Genomic DNA, 16,309 nt, shown 5'->3' on the forward strand with positions numbered 1-16,309 from the left:
GTCGCCGGGGCACCGCCGCGGGTTCAGACCTGCGCGGGCTTGCGACTCAGGCCGTACATGACGGCCGCACCGAGTGCCGCGCCGACCGGCCACGACAGCGCCGTGACCGAGGCGGAATCGGGAACAAGGGCCACCACGACGCTGACCGCACCCGCGATGAGCAGCGCGATGAGCGCTCGCGGGTTGAAGCCCCGGGTGTAGAAGTAGGCGCCGTCGGTCGCGCCGGAATAGAGCTCGGGCACCTCGGTGCGCTGTTTGCGAACCAGGTAGTAGTCGACGACCAGGATGCCGAACACGGGCCCCATGAGGGCGCCGACACCGCCGAGGAAGTAGACGATGAAGTCCTGGTTGGCCCACAGCTTCCAGGGCAGCACGACGATCGACAGGACGGCGGTGATGATGCCGCCGGTGCGGAACGAGATGTACTTCGGTGCGGCATTGGAGATGTCGTAGGCGGGGGAGACGAAGTTCAGCACCACGTTGATGCCGACCGTCGCGATGGCGAACAGCACGGCCGAGATGATGACGATCGCGTCGTTGTCGATGTGGGCGACGAGTTCCACCGGGTCCGACAGCACTTCCCCGTACACCTTCAAGGTGGCGAGGGAGATGATGATCGAGATGACGACGAACGCGGTCTCGTTGAAGGGGATGCCCCAGGCGTTGCCGCGCCGGATGGCCTTCTGACTGGGTGAGAACCGGGCGAAGTCGGCATAGTTCACGAGCGGCCCGGCCATGAACGCGACCATCAGGAACGCGACGCCGACGAACGCCGACACCGTCTGCCCACTCGACAGTGCCTCACCCGCACGGGCATTGAGATCGATGCTCCAGTCGGCCTCGCTCATGATCCACACGGCGAGGGCGATCATCCCGATCCACACGACCGGTCCGGCGAAGTCGGAGGCCTTGCGCACGATCTCCATGCCGTAGCTGATGATCATGAGCTGCACGGTCCACAGCACCAGGAACGCGATCCAGCCGAGCGCGGACAGTCCGAGGAAGCTGGGTTTCGTCCACGACTCGAGACCTGGCGACACCCGCAGGATCAGCACGATCACGGCGGTGGAGGCGAGATAGGTCTGGATGCCGTACCAGAAGATCGCGACGAGCGCGCGGAGCAGGGCGGGAATGTTGGCGCCGAACACGCCGAAGGTGGCGCGGGCGAAGACCGGGAACGGGACCCCGACCTTCTGACCCGCGACACCGACGAGGTTGCTCCCGAGCCAGAGCATCAGCACACCGGCGAACAGGGCGAGCATGGTCTGCCAGCCGGTCATGCCGAGGGCGAGCATGCCGACGGCGAAGCCGTAGCTGGCGATGCTGTGGGCCGAGGTCATCCAGAGACAGAACAGGTCCCAGGTGCGCCAGGTCGCCGTCTCCTTGGTAGTGGGCGCCAAGTCGTCGTTGACCAGCTGCGAGTGTCGTCCCGCGCCCTCGGGCGCGTGGACCTGTGTTTCTGTCATCGCATTATCTCTCTACTACTACTGCTAACTGTGCTGGGGGAACCCGAGGTTGATGCCGCCGTGGCTCGGGTCGAGCCAGCGTGACGTGATCGCCTTCTCCTGGGTGAAGAACGAGAAGCCCTGCGGTCCGTAGGCTTTCGCGTCACCGAAGATCGACGCTTTGTGGCCGCCGAAGCTGTGGTAGGCGACGGGCACCGGGATGGGGACGTTGATGCCGATCATGCCGACGGTGACGCGGCGCTGGAATTGCCGTGCGGCCCCACCGTCGTTGGTGAAGATCGCGACCCCGTTGCCGTAGGGGGAGCTGTTGATGAGTTCGATGCCCTCCTCGAAGCCGCTCACCCGGACGACGGAGAGGACCGGGCCGAAGATCTCGTCCTGGTACACGGCGGAGCTGGTCGGGACGTTGTCGATGAGGGTCGGGCCGAGCCAGAACCCGTCGGCCGCACCGTCGATGCTGGTTTCGCGACCGTCGACGACGATGGTGGCGCCGTCGGTGGCGGCCACGTCGAGGTAGCCGGCCACCTTGTCGCGGTGTTCGCGGGTGATGAGCGGTCCCATGTCGCAGCCTCGGCGACCGTCGCCGGTGCGCAGTTCGCCCATGCGTTCGGCGATCTTGGCGACGAGTTCGTCGGCGATGCTGTCGACGGCGAGCAGGGCGCTCACCGCCATGCATCGTTCGCCCGCCGAGCCGAAGCCGGCGTTGACGGCGGCGTCGGCGGCGAGGTCGAGGTCGGCGTCGGGCAGCACGAGCATGTGGTTCTTGGCCCCGCCGAGCGCCTGGACCCGTTTGTCGTTGGCGGCGGCGGTCTGATAGACGTAGCGCGCGATCGGGGTGGAGCCGACGAAGGAGATCGCGGCGACGTCCGGGTGGACGAGCAGCGCGTCGACGGCTTCCTTGTCACCGTGGATCACATTGAGCACACCTGCGGGCAGCCCCGCTTCGGCGGCGAGTTCGGCGAGCCAGTTCGCGGCGGAGGGGTCCTTCTCGCTCGGTTTGAGGACGACGGTGTTGCCCGCGGCGATGGCGATCGGGAAGAACCAGAGCGGAACCATGGCGGGGAAGTTGAACGGGCTGATGATCCCGACCACCCCGACCGGTTCGCGTACCGAGTACACGTCGACGTCGGTGGAGACGTTCTGGCTGAATTCGCCTTTGAGCAGTTGTGGCATGGCGAGGGCGAATTCGACGACTTCGAGTCCCCGGGCGATCTCGCCGCCCGCGTCGCTGAGGACTTTGCCGTGTTCGGCGGTGAGGATCTGGGCGAGGTCGTCTTTGCGGGCGTTGAGCAGTTCGCGGAAGGTGAGCAGGAACCTGCTGCGGGTGGCGATCGAACTGTCGCGCCACTGGGGCAGGGCGGCGGCGGCCGCGGCGACGGCGGTGCTGACGTCGGTGGCGGTCGCCATGCGCACCTCACGTTGTGGAGTGCCGAGGGCGGGGTCGAAAACCGGTGCGGTGCGGGTGGATTCGCCCGCCCAGGCCTTGCCGTCGATCCAGTGCTCGAGAATCTGTGTCATGGGTCGTTTCCTTGTCTTCAGAGTCCGGCGAGTACGTCACGAATCGCGGCGACGCCCGCGGTGGCCTGGGCGTCGGTGATGACGCAGGGTGGCACCACGTGCAGGCGGTTGTCGGCGATGAACGGGAGCACGCCGCGTTCGAGCAGGCCGGTTTTGAGCTTGCCCATGGTCGCGGCGGGAACGGGGGTTCGGGTGTGCGGGTCGGCGACGAGTTCGAGTGCCCAGAACACGCCTTCGCCGCGTACCTCGCCGATGACGGGGAAGTCCTCGGCGAGGGCTCGTAGTGCGGGGCCGAGGGTTTCGCGGCCGACGCGCTCGGCGTTGGCGACGATGCCCTCGGATGCCATGGCGTCGAGTGCGGCGACGATGGAGGCGGCGGCCAGGGGGTGACCGCTGTAGGTGAGGCCGCCGGGGAACACGGTGTCGTCGAAAGTGTGTGCCACGGGGTCGGAGATGATGACGCCGCCGACCGGGACGTAACCGGAGTTCACGCCCTTGGCGAAGGTGATCAGGTCGGGGACGACATCGTGGCGGGAGAACGCGAACCAGGCGCCGGTGCGCCCGAATCCTGCCATCACCTCGTCGAGGATGAGCAGGATGCCGTAGCGGTCGGCGATCTCACGCACACCGGCGAGGTATCCCGGCGGTGGGACGAGCACACCGGCGGTTCCGGGCACGCTTTCGAGCAGGATGGCCGCGATGGAGGCGGGGCCTTCGCACTGGATGACCCGTTCCAGGTGGTGCAGGGCACGTTCGCATTCCTGTTCGGCGGTCTCGGACCAGAATTCGCTGCGGTACAGGTAGGGGCCGAAGAAGTGGACGTGCCCGCGGGCGAATTCGTTGGGTATGCGCCGCCAGTCGCCGGTGGCGACCACGGCGGCGCCGGTGTTGCCGTGGTAGGAGCGGTAGGTGGAGAGCACCTTGTCGCGGCCGGTGTGCAGGCGGGCCATCCGGATGGCGTTCTCGATGGCGTCGGCGCCGCCGTTGGTGAAGAACACCTTGTCGAAGCCGTCCGGGGCCAGCGCTGAGATGCGCTGTGCCGCTTGCCCTCTGGCGAGGTTGGCGGTGGCGGGGGAGATGGTGGTGAGCTGGGCGGCCTGCTCGGCGATGGCGCGGGTGACGGCCGGGTGCTGGTGGCCGATATTGACGTTGACGAGTTGGCTGGACAGGTCGAGGTATTCGCGGCCGGCGTGGTCCCACACGGTGCAGCCGCGTCCGCCCGCGATGACGAGTGGTTGCAGTGCGGCCTGGGCGGACCAGGAGTGGAAGACGTGGTCGCGGTCGAGCTGGTAGGCCAGGGCGTCGAGGTCGGTCGCGGTGTCGGCGGCGGTCATGATGCCGCCTTCATCGCGGTGATGTGTTTGGTCATGCCGGGGATGACGGTCTCGCCGTAGACGCGCATGGTCTCCTCCTTGTTGTCGTGTTGGAGATAGCCCGCGAACTGATCGACTCCGAGTTCGGCGAGGCGCTGCAGCTTCTTCAGGTGTTCTTCGGCGGTGCCGAGGACACAGAACCGGTCGACGATGTCGTCGGTGACGAAGGCGGCGTGGGTGTTGCCCGCGCGGCCGTGCTGGTTGTAGTCGTAGCCTTCGCGACCGGCGATGTAGTCGGTCAATGCCGGTGGGACGGAACCGGTTTCGCCGTAGCGAGTGACGATGTCGGCGACGTGGTTGCCGACCATGCCGCCGAACCAGCGGCACTGGTCACGCATGTGGGACCGGTCGGTGCCGATGTACATGGGTGCGGCCACACAGATCTTGACCGCGTCGGGGTCGCGCCCCGCGGCGGCGGCCGCGTCCTTGACGGTGCGGATCATCCATTCGGCGATGTCGAGGTCGGCGAGCTGGAGGATGAACCCGTCGGCGACCTCACCGGTGAGCTGGAGGGCTTTGGGCCCGTAGGCGGCGACCCACACATCGAGGGTCGAGCCCGTGCTCCACGGGAACTGCAGCACGCGTCCGTCGACCTCGACCGGGCGAGAGTTGGCGAGTTCCTTGATTACGCGGATGGATTCGCGCAGGGTCGCCAGGGTGGTCGGTTTGCCGCCACCCACCCGGACCGCGGAGTCGCCGCGGCCGATGCCGCAGATGGTGCGGTTGCCGTAGGCCTCGTTGAGGGTGGCGTAGGTGGAGGCGGTGACCGTCCAGTCGCGGGTGGCGGGGTTGGTGACCATGGGGCCGACGGTGATGCGTTTGGTCTCGTTGAGGATCCGGCTGTAGAGCACGTACGGTTCCTGCCACAGGATGTGGGAGTCGAACGTCCACAGGTGGCTGAAGCCGTGTGCTTCGGCGAGTTTGGCCAGGTGCACCGTGCGCGCCGCAGGCGGGTCGCACTGCAGGACCGCTCCGAATTGCATGGTGGCTCCCTAGATGAGGTATTGGCAGGGGTCGCGGCGGACGAATCGTCCGTCGCCTTTGCGGCCGAGGTAGGTGTTGTCGTCGACGACGACCTTGCCGCGCGAGAGCACGGTGTCGACGTGGCCGTCGATCTCGTAGCCCTCCCAGGCGGAGTGGTCCATGTTCATGTGGTGGGTCGCGTCGACGCCGATGGAGGTGTGGCCGTCGGGGTCGTAGATCACCACATCGGCATCGGCACCGGGGGCGAGCACGCCCTTGCGGCCGTAGAGGCCGAACATGCGGGCGGGGGTGGTCGCGGTGATCTCCACCCAGCGTTCGAGGCTGATCTTGCCGTCGACCACACCCTGGTACATGAGATCCATGCGGTGTTCGACGGAGCCGATGCCGTTGGGGATCTTGGAGAAGTCGCCGATGCCCATGTCCTTCTGCCCCTTCATGCAGAAGGGGCAGTGATCGGTGGACACCATCTGCAGGTCGTTGGTGCGCAACGCCTGCCACGCTTCGTCCTGGTGGTGGTCGTGCTTGGAACGCAGCGGCGTGGAGCACACCCATTTGGCGCCCTCGAAGCCCGGCGCGCCCAGCTGGTCCTCCAGCGACAGGTACAGGTACTGCGGGCAGGTCTCGCCGAAGACGTTCTGGCCGCGATCGCGGGCGGCGGCGAGCTGGGCGACGGCCTGCTTGGCCGACACGTGCACCACGTACAGCGGCGCGCCGGTGAGTTTGGCGAGCATGATCGCCCGGTGGGTGGCCTCTTCCTCGAGTTCCCAGGCGCGCGCGATGCCGTGGTAGTAGGGGTCGGTCTTGCCCTGGGCGAGCAGCTGGCCGACGAGGACGTCGATCGCGGGCCCGTTCTCGGCGTGCATCATGGTGAGTAGGCCGGTGTCGGCGCCGGTCTGCATGGCGCGCAGGATCTGGGCGTCGTCGCTGTAGAACACGCCGGGGTAGGCCATGAACAGTTTGAAGCTGCTGATGCCTTCGCCGGGCAGTTCGCGCATGGCGCGCAGGGATTCGTCGTTGACGTCGCCGATGATCTGGTGGAACGAGTAGTCGATCGCGCATTCGCCCGCGGCCATGTCGTGCCAGGTCTGCAGGCTGTCCTGGACTCGCTCACCGAATTTCTGGACGGCGAAGTCGATGATGGTGGTCGTCCCGCCCCAGGCGGCGGCGCGGGTGCCGGTTTCGAAGGTGTCGGCGGCGGTGGTGCCGCCGAAGGGCATCGACATGTGGGTGTGGGCGTCGATGCCGCCGGGGATGACGTACTTGCCGGTCGCGTCGATCACGCGGTCGACCGTTTCCGTCAGAGTCGCGCCGAGGACGGTGCTGCCGGGTTCGAGGAGGGCGACGATGCGTTCACCGTCGATGAGCACATCGGCCGCGCCGCGCCCGGTCGCCGAGACGACGGTGCCGCCGGTGATCAATGTTGTTGCCACGGTGATCCTTTCCGTCTCAGGGCGCCACGATCGAGGAGTAGGAGTCGGGACGGCGGTCGCGGTAGAACTGCCAGTCGCCACGCACCTCGCGCACCACGTCGAGGTCGATCTCGCGGATCACCAGTTCCTCGGTGCCGGTGGAAGCGACCTCGCCGACGAAATTTCCGCGCGGGTCGACGAAGTAGGAGCTGCCGTAGAAGGTCACCGCGTCGTCGCCGAATTCGTCGCTCTCGGTGCCGATCCGGTTGTTGGCGGCGATGAAGTACTGGTTGGCGGCCGCCGCGGCCGGCTGTTCGAGTTCCCAGAGCCGGTTGGACAGGCCGGGTTTGGTGGCCGAGGGGTTGAAGACGAGTTCTGCGCCTGCAAGGCCGAGGGCGCGCCAGCCTTCGGGGAAGTGGCGGTCGTAGCAGATGTAGACGCCGATCTTGCCGACGGCGGTGTCGAACACCGGGTACCCGAGGTTGCCGGGGCGGAAGTAGAACTTCTCCCAGAAACTGGGCAGGTGGGGGATGTGGTGCTTGCGGTATTTGCCCAGGTAGGTGCCGTCGGCGTCGATCACGGCGGCGGTGTTGTAGAGGACACCGGGCTGGTCTTCCTCGTACACCGGCAGCACGATCACGATGTTGTGCTCCCGCGCCAGGGCGGCGAACCGTTCGGTGGTCGGGCCGGGCACCGATTCGGCGTATTCGTAGTACTTCTTGTCCTGCACATTGCCGAAGTACGGCCCGTAGAACAGCTCCTGGAAGCAGATCACCTGAACGCCTTCGGCGGCTGCCTGCTCGACGAACTTCTCATGTTTGGCGAGCATCGATTCTTTGTCGCCGGTCCAGGTGGCCTGTGTGATGGCTGCTTTGATGATCGTCACCGGTCGATCTCCTGCCTAGGATTTGGGTTATGTTATCGTCAGTACTAAACATTTCTTGAATGTTTCACCCAATGCCGGGAAGTGTAAATCTCGAGGGGCCGACGGCGAGGGAAAAGTGGACAAGAAGATCCGGATCGATGATCCGACGCCCGCCGGGATCGCCGGTGCGATCGCCCGGCTCATCACCAGTGGCGAACTGCGCCCGGGCGATCGGCTCCCCACAGTGCGCGAACTGTCCGCGCAGCTGGGAGTGAGTCCGGCGACCGTGAGCCACGGGTGGCGGGCGCTGGCCCAGGCCGGGCTGGTTGTCTCCAAGGGGCGCAGCGGAACCTTCGTCACCGGGGTGCCTCGCGCGGCCCCCACGCGCGCGGGTGGGATGACCGGTGGGGCCGAGTCCGCGCGCCTGGATCTGTCTCTCGGCACGCCCGATCCCGCCCTGCTCCCCGAGATCGGATCGCTTCTCGCGCAGGTGGCTTCGCGTGCGGAGAGCACCGACTATCACCAGCCACCGGTGGTTCCCGAGCTCGGTCGGCTGCTGCAGGCCGACTGGCCGACGGGGTCGGGTGGGTTGACCGTCGTCGACGGGGCGATGGACGCGGTGGCGCGCAGCCTGGCGGCGGTGGTGCGCTTCGGTGATCGGGTGATCGTCGAGAACCCGACCTTCCCGCATTTCCTCGACTACCTCGACACCATCGGTGTGCAGGCCGTCCCGGTGGCGATGGATGAAAACGGTGTGCTGCCGGACGAATTGGCGCGCGCCCTCACACTCGCGCCCGCCGCCGCCGTCCTGCAACCGCGCGCCCAGAATCCGACCGGTGCGTCCATGACCGCCGAGCGGGCCGAAATGCTCGCCAGGATCCTCGGTCGGAGCGAGCATCGGTGCATGGTCGTCGAGGACGACCATTCCGGTGCGATCGTCGCCGCCCCCGACATCAGCCTCGGCCGCTGGCTACCCGACCAGGTGCTGCACGTGCGGAGTTTCTCCAAATCCCACGGCCCCGACCTGCGCATCGCCGCCCTCTCGGGCCCCGAGGAGGTGATCGACCGCATCGTCGCCACCCGCATGCTCGGCCCCGGGTGGACACCGCGCATCCTGCAACGCCTGCTGTACGAACTCCTGCGCGACGACACCGCGAACGGCACTGTCTCGCAAGCACGTACGGACTACGCCGATCGGCGACGCGCACTCACCGGCGCTTTGAGCCGGCACGGTGTGGCGGTCGCCGACGGGGACGGGCTCAATGCCTGGGTGCCGGTGACGGATGAACGCTCGGCGCTGGTTCATCTGACGGCCAACGGCATTCGGGTGGCTCCGGGCGGTCCTTTCCTGGTGGGCGAGGAGGCGGGTCAGCCGCAGGCGGTGCGGGTGACCGTCGCGCCGTTGCGCGACGGCATCGACGACGTGGCACGAATCCTGGCCACTGCAGCCCAGCCGCCGCGGCAGTCGGAGTACTTCTCGTTGCATACAGGGCGTTGACGGACTTGCTCACCCTTCTAGGTGAGTTGTCCAACTAACTCTGGACAAAACAGTGTGGTGCTCGCTAATGTCTCTGTCAGTTAGTCAACTAACTGACAAGGATGCCGCTCGACTCTGTCGATCGGGATCGCCTCCTGTCTCCACCGCTGAAAAGGAACCACCATGCCTGTCACCCGTGTACTCGACTCGACCATCTACCACCGTGAAACCGGCACCGGCGCACCGATCGTGTTCCTGCACGGCAACCCGACCTCGTCGTACCTGTGGCGCAATGTTCTGCCCGGCGTCGGCGCCGGTCGCCTGCTCGCTCCCGACCTGATCGGCATGGGCGAGTCGGGGAAGCCGGCGATCGACTACAGCTTCGACGACCATGCGCGCTACCTGGATGCCTGGATCGAGGCGATGGGGTTGGACAGTGTGGTGCTCGTCGGCCACGACTGGGGTGGCGCGCTCGCCTTCGACTGGGCGGCACGGCATCCGGATCGGGTGCGCGGGGTCGCGTTCACCGAGACCATCATCAAACCCATGAGCTGGGAGGAGTTTCCCGAAGCCGGTCGCGATCTGTGGCGCGCGATCCGGACCGACGGTGTGGGCGAGTCCATCTTCCTCGAAGATTCGTTCGTCCGAGACGGGCTCGCCACCATCTCGGATCGGCTCGAGCCCGCCGACCTGGCGGTGTACCAGCGCCCGTTCCCGACGCGGGAGAGCAGAATTCCCGTGCTGCGCTTCGCCCGGTCGATGCCGCTGGACGGAACGCCGACCGATGTCGTCGCGCGCGCCGAAGCGTACGACGAATGGCTCGCGTCCAGCCCGGACGTACCGAAGCTGTTGGTGAACTTCACCCCCGCCTACGGTGCGATGACCGAACCCGCCGTCATCGACTGGTGTGCGAAAACCATTTCCGCCCTGCATATTCAGCAGTACGACGAGGTCGCCGGCCACCACACTCCCGAGGATCAGCCGGATCTGCTGGCGGCCGCCATCTCCGAGTGGCTCGACCGCAACGATCTGCGCCGGCTGGTACTCCATGCCGAGGCGCTGGTCTGACCCTGCGTGCTGCGGCGCCTGTCAGCCACCTCGGCTATCCGCAGTAAGGGTGCGCGCCCCTCGGCCATCGGCTGGAATGCGCCGCCCACGGCAGCCGACTGCCCGTTCGGTGCCGCTTCGAAGAAGATGGCCGCACCCACATCGGCCAGTCGAAGGCGAGCGCACCACCCCTGAATCGCACTCGAGGTTCCCGGGTGGAGGCAGGTGGCATTGCCATACTTCGACCATGCAGTCTTCGCACCGCGCGGTCGGTGGCCCAGCGTGTCGGGCCGCTCCTGGGCAGAGCACATGACCGGCGCGACCGGATGGATCGGGACGATGCTGTTGCGGCCCGGGTTGATGGTGCTGACGGGTGAGGTCGGAACCACGGCGCTGCATGCGCACCACACGGTGCAGATCATGCAGAGCGCGTCCGCGTTCCGTATCGGTGACGCACACGGATCGACCGCGCGCTGCCGGGCCGCGGTGATTCCGCCGAACACCAGCCACCGCGTGGTCGAGGGCACCGCCTCGGCGACATTGATCCACTTGGCGCCCGAAGCGGCGGTGGCGGCCGTGCTGTGTCCCGATCCCGCGGATGCGGTCGATGTCTGGGTGCGTCACGGGGCGATGTTCAGCTGCGGCCCGATCGGAATGGCTGCCCTTGTCACCCGCGCGGGCGAGCCCGACCGTAGCGCCTGGCATCCGGCGGTGCGCCGTTCCTTGGCTGATTTGCCCGGGCTCCTCGCCGACGGCCCGGTGCGGCTCGGCGAACTCGCCCAGCGGGCGGGGCTGTCGGAGAGCCGACTGGCGCACCTGTTCTCGGCCGAAGTGGGGCTTCCGTTCCGGGCGTACGTGCGTTGGCTGCGGATGCAGCACGCAATTCGGCTGTTCGCCGCAGGTCGGACCCTCACCGAGGCCGCTCATGGTGCCGGATTCGCCGACAGCGCCCATCTGAACCGCGTCTGCCACAGCATGTTCGGCGCAGCCCCGTCGCACTTCGGGCAGTTGCGGTTGGTGGACGAACTCGACGGCCCGTAGCAGGTTTGTTCAAGCAGGCGCCGAGGTGGACAGCAACGCTGTTGGGAGGCAATCCAACTCAGGAGGTCCCCATGTCCCGCATGCCTGCCGGCGTCCGATCCGCGTTCGAAGCCGAACTGAACCGCGCTCGCCTGACCACTGATATCGACGAGATGTGGCACGCCCTCGAACGGGCCCACATCCTGTCGCAGGAGTGGGCGTGGCCGCACACTCGCGCCCACTGGGCGATGCTCCGGCTCGCGATCCGATCCCGCGACCGCCGCGAAGTCGTCGGCCAGGTACTTCGACTCGCCTTCGGCGGCATCGCATCCGCAACCGGTCGGGCACCACTGGGCAACAACGGTCGATCCGATGTCGGCCCGTTCACGCCGATGCCCATCCCGGAAGATCTCATGGCCATACTCTCCGCGGGTGCGACCACAGCCCGATGACGCAGGTACGGCCGTTCGGGTGCGCGGCTCCGCGAGGCACCCGGTGCGCGTCGGTCAGCGTGTCAGAGGCCGAGTTTGGTGACGGCGTTGTCTTCGAGGGGGTTGGCGGTGCGGATGTAGCCGTGGACGGTTCGGGGGTTGGACCAGCGGCCCTGGCGCATGATTTCGCGGTCGCTGGCGCCGCCGAGGGCGGCTTGGGTGGCGAAACCGGCCCGCAGGGAGTGGCCGGAGAACAGGGCGGGATCGAGGCCTGCGCGGGCGGCGTAGCGTTTGACCAGTTCGGCGACGGCGCGGCCGGACAGGGCGGTGGGGGCGATGGTGCCGTGCCGGTTGACAGTGGGGAACAAGGGGCGGTGGGGGTCGCCGCTCAGGTTGGTTCCGGTGAAGCCGTGGCAGCGGTGGATGGTGGTGTCGGTGATCGGGTTCGCGGTGACCCAAGCGCGTAGATCAACTGTGCTGGAATGGGTTTCGAGGAGCTGCACCCAGTCGGCGAAGGCGCAGACGGGGCAGGTGTGCGGGTGTTTGCCGCGTGGTAGGGCGACGCGCTGTTCGCTCGCACCGGTGGGGTCGGTTTTGGTGGTCGGCAGGTGCACGATCAGCAATGGTTCACCGGTGTGGTGATCGGTGCGCACCTGGACATCGCCGATGCGCAGGGCGGCCAGTTCGCTGCGTCGCAGCGCACCGGCGAAACCGACCAGCAGGGCGAGAGCGTCGCGTCGGCGGGCCGGTTCGGTGGGCCAGCCGGGGGCGGGGAGTTCGGCGAGAAGCTGTTCGAGGGTGTGCAGTAGGACCGGGCGTTTGCGGGTCGGTGGGGTGCGGCGGGTGCGCCGGATGCCACGCAGGGTGAGGCGCACGACGTCGGACCTGGTCGGGGAGGGCAAACCGTTGGCCGCGTGCACGGCGGCGATAGCGGCGGATCTGCGGTCGAGGGTGGCGGGGCTGAAGGCCCACGTGCCGTTCTCGCGGCGGGCGTCGGCGGCCGCGGCCAGATACACCGCCACGTCGAGCGGGTCGGCGGGCAGCGCTTGGCGGTGTTCGCTCGCGCACCAGCCCGCCCACGCGATCCAGTCGGTGCGGTAGGCGCGCAAGGTGTTGGCCGACTGTGACGCCTCCAGATAGCGGCGTAGCGCACCCGCTTGGTCGTCGTCGAAGCGTTCACCGACGAGCCGTAGTGCGGCGGTGTCGATCAGGACGCTGCGCACCCCGCGGCGTAGTTCGGTGCGGACCCGTTCGGGTAGCACGACCGCCTCACTCACCGCAGCCCTCCTCGCCCGCGTCGTCGCCGCTGATCTACGGCGCGCCCAGCTTAATCCGGGTCAGGGCAGTTCCTCGAGTTCGGCGAGCTTGGTGTGGATGAACGCGGCGAGGCGGTGCTTGGCCGCGCCGGTGAGGAAGCTGGTGTCGCCGAGGCGGGGGAACCCGTCGTCCGCCGATGCCGCGGGTTCGGGGGTGTCGGTTTCGCCGACTAGTTCGAGACGTGCCGGATGCTGCTGGGGGAGAGGAACATTCGGTTCGTCCGGTTCTGTCTGCTCTGCTCCGGTACGTACCATGACTCGAACAATAACGTTGTGGTCACGGCCGCTGCCAACACGATAGGCCACGGAGTGATAACAGACACGTTTTGTTCGGATTTGCGTAATAAGTCCGGTTTCAGGAGGCTCGGGCCTGCTGGTCGGTCGCGCGCACGTACCCGGCGACCGGGCTCAACCGCAGCACATCCGGCATCCGGCGGGTTACCGCGTGCGGGCCGAGGAACCGCACCCGTCCGGTGTGCTGGGCGTGTGCCAGCGGCAACCGGCCGAGCCACACCTCGTACAAACCAGCCACGTCGGCGCTGATGGTGACATCGACCGGATATCCCGGATCCGTCTCGCAGACCGACGCCGCGCCGGCCTCGACCACGATCCAGAACCGGCGCGGATCGTCGGTGAACCGGACCGCGAGCACCTGGCGGCGGCCGGGAAGTTGTGTGGTGTCGAGGCGGTTGTGCATCCACCACACGAGCAGGGCCGCGTCGCGTTCATCGGGGCGTGGTTCGCCGAAGGTCCACCGCGCACCCCACTCGCCGAGGCCGAACAGGATCGGTTCCAGGTCCCGACCCGCCTCGGTGAGCACGTACTCGGTGCCGAGCTTGTCGACCAGACCCGCGCGTTCGAACTGGCGCAGCCGTTTGGCCAGCAGGCTGCGCGACAGGCCGGGCAGGCCGCGGGCCAGATCGTTGAATCGGGTGGTGCCCAGGAACAGGTCGCGGGCGATGAGCAGCGACCAGCGTTCACCGAGCACGTCGAGGGCACGCGAAATGGGGCAGTACTGGGCGTAGCTGGGGGTTGTGCTCGTCATCATCACCTCACCGACGGGGTCCAGATACTGGACCGGGGGAGTCCACTTTCTGGACTATCCGGTTATCGCGCCGGTCCCTACCTTTCGAAACATGACTTCCACGATTACTTCCGCAACCGACCGGGTCGCCCTGGCCCGCACGATCGGTGAAACGCTGCGTTCCGAGGTCGCCGAGCGCGACCGCACCGGCGAGATCTCCGTCGCCGCCTTCGACCTGCTGCGCTCTTCCGGCCTCTCGGCCGCGCTCGTTCCGGCCGAATTCGGGGGCGGCGGGGCCACGCATACCGAAATGGGGGCGGTGCTGCGTGAGCTCGGCGCCCACGATCCGTCGACGGCGGTGGCGTTCGCGATGCATTCGCATCTGGTCGCCGCGCAGGTGTGGCGGCACAAGCACGGTATCGACGCCTCCGGGGTGTTCGCGAAGGTTGTCGGTGGTGCGATTCTCGTCAGCACCGGCGCCTCGGACTGGGTGGATTCCAACGGAATGGCCGTGCCGGTGGACGGCGGGTACCGGGTGAGTGCGCGCAAAGCGCCCGCGAGTGGGTGCGAGGTCGGTGACGTGCTCGTCACCAGCGTCCGGCTGGCGGACAACCAGGTGCTGCACTGCGCTATTCCGATGTCGGCCGACGGTGTTCGGATCGAGAAGACCTGGGACACACTGGGTTTGCGTGCCAGCGGATCGCACACCGTGGTGCTCGACGACGTGTTCGTGCCCGAGGCGGCGGTGTCGCTGATCCGGCCCACCGGTGCGTGGCCCACCGTACTGAATGTCGTGATGGGCGCCGCTCTTCCCTTGATCCTGGCCGCCTACCTCGGTATCGCCGACGCGGCGGTCGCCCTCACCGCCCACCTGCTGCGCGGGCGCGCCGACGACCACACCCTGCAAACCGCGGGCGAGATGCTCAACGCCCACACCACCGCCGACGACGTCGTCACCGCCATGTTCACCGACGCCGCCGACCTCACCTTCCCCAACACCGACGCCTACGCCGCCCGCGCCCTCAGCCGCAAAACCGTCGCCGCCGAGGCTCTCATCACGACAGTCCGCCTGGCCATCGAAACCACCGGCGGCGCAGGCTACTCCCGCACCTGCGACCTCGAACGCCTCTACCGAGATGTCCTCGGCTGCCAATTCCATCCCCTGCCCCGCCCCAAACAGATCCGCTTCACGGGGCGAGTCCTGCTGGGGCACAACCCGATCGGGTAATGCGATCGCGCTTGCGGCGCAGCGAGCTGAGCAGTTCCTCGGTGCCCGCTCCGCATCGGCCTGTTCGCCTCAGTGAAATTGCGGCCGCGGGCGCGATGCCGGCCCATCCGGGTCCGCAATGACCCCGCCCCGTGTTGCACTCCTCCCCCTTCCGGCTGGCAGCCCGCACAATGAGCGGGCTCCCGGTGCTGGGAGAGATCGCGTGGGCGGGGGCAAATGTGGTTGCGGGCGGAGGGAGCGGCTGGTGTACTCGGGCCGTGATGATGTTTGCGCAGCAGTGGTGGCCGGTCCGGTAGCGGTCGGCGTTGTTGTTGCGTGGCCGCCTCGCGGGCGGTCGGGTGCTTGTCGTGACGACATCTGGACGGGTCCGGGCGGCGGTCCTGGATAGAGAGGTCAACAGATGGGCGACAGCACTTCAAGGTCAGGAACCGGTGGGTTCGGGGAGATTCTGGTCAGTTCTCGTTCGCTGGACGAGTATCGGGCGATGTTCGCGCTCAGCGAGGAGGATCTGCGGCGCCGGATTCTCGATTGTCCCGGTGGTGCTGCGGGTTTCACCGCCGAGGTGTGTGCTCGGGGTGGGGACGTGACCGCATGCGATGTCGCCTATTTCGGGGACGGGTTGGCGAAGGTGGCGGCGACCGCTGTTGCCGAGGCCGAACGCGGCAACGACTTCGTTCGCGCACACGCGCAGGACTATCGGTGGGAGTTCTTCGCCGATCCCGACGCGCATCGCCGGGCGCGCTCCGAGTCGGCCCGGCAGTTCGCCACCCACAGCGGTACGCATCCGCAACGCTACGTTCCCGGACGGTTGCCCCAGCTGCCGTTCGCGGACAACAGTGTCGACCTCGTGCTGAGTTCGCACCTTCTCTTCTGCTACGCCGACGATCTCGATCCCGAGTTCCATCGTCGAGCCATCATCGAACTGCTGCGGATCGGTACCGAGCTCAGGGTGTTCCCGCTCGTCCCGATCGGTTCGCGCAGTCCGTACCCCCACCTGCGTGCGTTGATTTCCGAACTGGCCGAGGACGGTGTCGACTGCCGGGTTGTCGATGTCGACTACGAATTCCAGGTCGGGGCCGCTCAGATGCTGATGTGCCGTCGGGCGAGAGAGAGTGCGACCCGCAGCTAGCAAAATTCCACGACGCTAACTG

The 16,309-nt window shown here is 67.4% G+C and carries 15 protein-coding genes; 6 read left to right on the forward strand and 9 right to left on the reverse strand.

Going from position 1 to position 16,309, the window contains the following annotated elements; all coding sequences use genetic code 11:
- Nucleotides 1-23: 23 nt before the first annotated feature.
- From ACWEVR_RS10085 to ACWEVR_RS10110, 6 genes are read right to left on the reverse strand one after another with little or no spacing between them, the layout of a single operon-like run.
- Nucleotides 24-1,466, reverse strand: coding sequence for an NCS1 family nucleobase:cation symporter-1 (locus ACWEVR_RS10085; RefSeq protein WP_452466622.1), 1,443 nt, complete (start codon nt 1,464-1,466; stop codon nt 24-26).
- Nucleotides 1,467-1,490: 24 nt separating this feature from the next.
- Nucleotides 1,491-2,984 (reverse strand): CoA-acylating methylmalonate-semialdehyde dehydrogenase, encoded by a 1,494-nt coding sequence (locus ACWEVR_RS10090; RefSeq protein WP_452466623.1) that lies wholly within the window; start codon nt 2,982-2,984, stop codon nt 1,491-1,493.
- Between the two features lie 17 nt (nt 2,985-3,001).
- Nucleotides 3,002-4,318: an aminotransferase class III-fold pyridoxal phosphate-dependent enzyme gene (locus ACWEVR_RS10095; RefSeq protein WP_452466624.1), complete on the reverse strand. Its 1,317-nt coding sequence runs from the start codon at nt 4,316-4,318 to the stop codon at nt 3,002-3,004.
- Nucleotides 4,315-5,340 (reverse strand): TIGR03842 family LLM class F420-dependent oxidoreductase, encoded by a 1,026-nt coding sequence (locus tag ACWEVR_RS10100; RefSeq protein ID WP_452466625.1) that lies wholly within the window; start codon nt 5,338-5,340, stop codon nt 4,315-4,317. Before ACWEVR_RS10100 ends, ACWEVR_RS10095 begins: the two co-directional genes overlap by 4 nt.
- A gap of 9 nt (nt 5,341-5,349) precedes the next feature.
- Nucleotides 5,350-6,771 (reverse strand): dihydropyrimidinase, encoded by a 1,422-nt coding sequence (gene hydA / locus ACWEVR_RS10105; protein ID WP_452466626.1) that lies wholly within the window; start codon nt 6,769-6,771, stop codon nt 5,350-5,352.
- Between the two features lie 16 nt (nt 6,772-6,787).
- The gene (locus tag ACWEVR_RS10110) at nt 6,788-7,630 is read right to left on the reverse strand and encodes a nitrilase-related carbon-nitrogen hydrolase (protein ID WP_174550327.1); all 843 of its coding nucleotides are present in this window, start codon (nt 7,628-7,630) and stop codon (nt 6,788-6,790) included.
- A gap of 121 nt (nt 7,631-7,751) precedes the next feature.
- On the opposite strand from ACWEVR_RS10110, the gene ACWEVR_RS10115 reads away from it, so the two are divergent.
- From ACWEVR_RS10115 to ACWEVR_RS10130, 4 genes are all read left to right on the forward strand, one after another.
- Nucleotides 7,752-9,113, forward strand: coding sequence for an aminotransferase-like domain-containing protein (locus ACWEVR_RS10115; RefSeq protein WP_452466627.1), 1,362 nt, complete (start codon nt 7,752-7,754; stop codon nt 9,111-9,113).
- 162 nt (nt 9,114-9,275) lie between these two features.
- Entirely contained in the window at nt 9,276-10,160 is an 885-nt protein-coding gene (locus ACWEVR_RS10120) for a haloalkane dehalogenase (RefSeq protein ID WP_452466628.1), read from the forward strand.
- Between the two features lie 288 nt (nt 10,161-10,448).
- Complete coding sequence (locus tag ACWEVR_RS10125; protein WP_452466629.1) at nt 10,449-11,180, forward strand: helix-turn-helix transcriptional regulator; 732 nt, start codon at nt 10,449-10,451, stop codon at nt 11,178-11,180.
- A gap of 71 nt (nt 11,181-11,251) precedes the next feature.
- Nucleotides 11,252-11,611, forward strand: a complete 360-nt coding sequence (locus ACWEVR_RS10130; RefSeq protein WP_452466630.1) for a DUF3703 domain-containing protein — start codon at nt 11,252-11,254, stop codon at nt 11,609-11,611.
- Between the two features lie 62 nt (nt 11,612-11,673).
- On the opposite strand, the gene ACWEVR_RS10135 is transcribed toward ACWEVR_RS10130, so the two are convergent.
- From ACWEVR_RS10135 to ACWEVR_RS10145, 3 genes are all read right to left on the reverse strand, one after another.
- Nucleotides 11,674-12,867: a site-specific integrase gene (locus tag ACWEVR_RS10135; RefSeq protein ID WP_452466631.1), complete on the reverse strand. Its 1,194-nt coding sequence runs from the start codon at nt 12,865-12,867 to the stop codon at nt 11,674-11,676.
- A 60-nt stretch (nt 12,868-12,927) separates the two neighbouring features.
- Nucleotides 12,928-13,161 (reverse strand): hypothetical protein, encoded by a 234-nt coding sequence (locus ACWEVR_RS10140; RefSeq protein WP_452466632.1) that lies wholly within the window; start codon nt 13,159-13,161, stop codon nt 12,928-12,930.
- Between the two features lie 100 nt (nt 13,162-13,261).
- The gene (locus ACWEVR_RS10145; RefSeq protein WP_452466633.1) at nt 13,262-13,951 is read right to left on the reverse strand and encodes a winged helix-turn-helix transcriptional regulator; all 690 of its coding nucleotides are present in this window, start codon (nt 13,949-13,951) and stop codon (nt 13,262-13,264) included.
- 91 nt (nt 13,952-14,042) lie between these two features.
- On the opposite strand from ACWEVR_RS10145, the gene ACWEVR_RS10150 reads away from it, so the two are divergent.
- Nucleotides 14,043-15,158, forward strand: coding sequence for an acyl-CoA dehydrogenase family protein (locus ACWEVR_RS10150; RefSeq protein WP_452466634.1), 1,116 nt, complete (start codon nt 14,043-14,045; stop codon nt 15,156-15,158).
- Between the two features lie 484 nt (nt 15,159-15,642).
- A complete protein-coding gene (locus tag ACWEVR_RS10155) occupies nt 15,643-16,287 on the forward strand; it encodes a methyltransferase domain-containing protein (RefSeq protein WP_452466635.1) in 645 nt (214 codons plus the stop codon).
- Nucleotides 16,288-16,309 lie beyond the last annotated feature (22 nt).

The organism is Nocardia sp. NPDC003979, assembly GCF_053605015.1.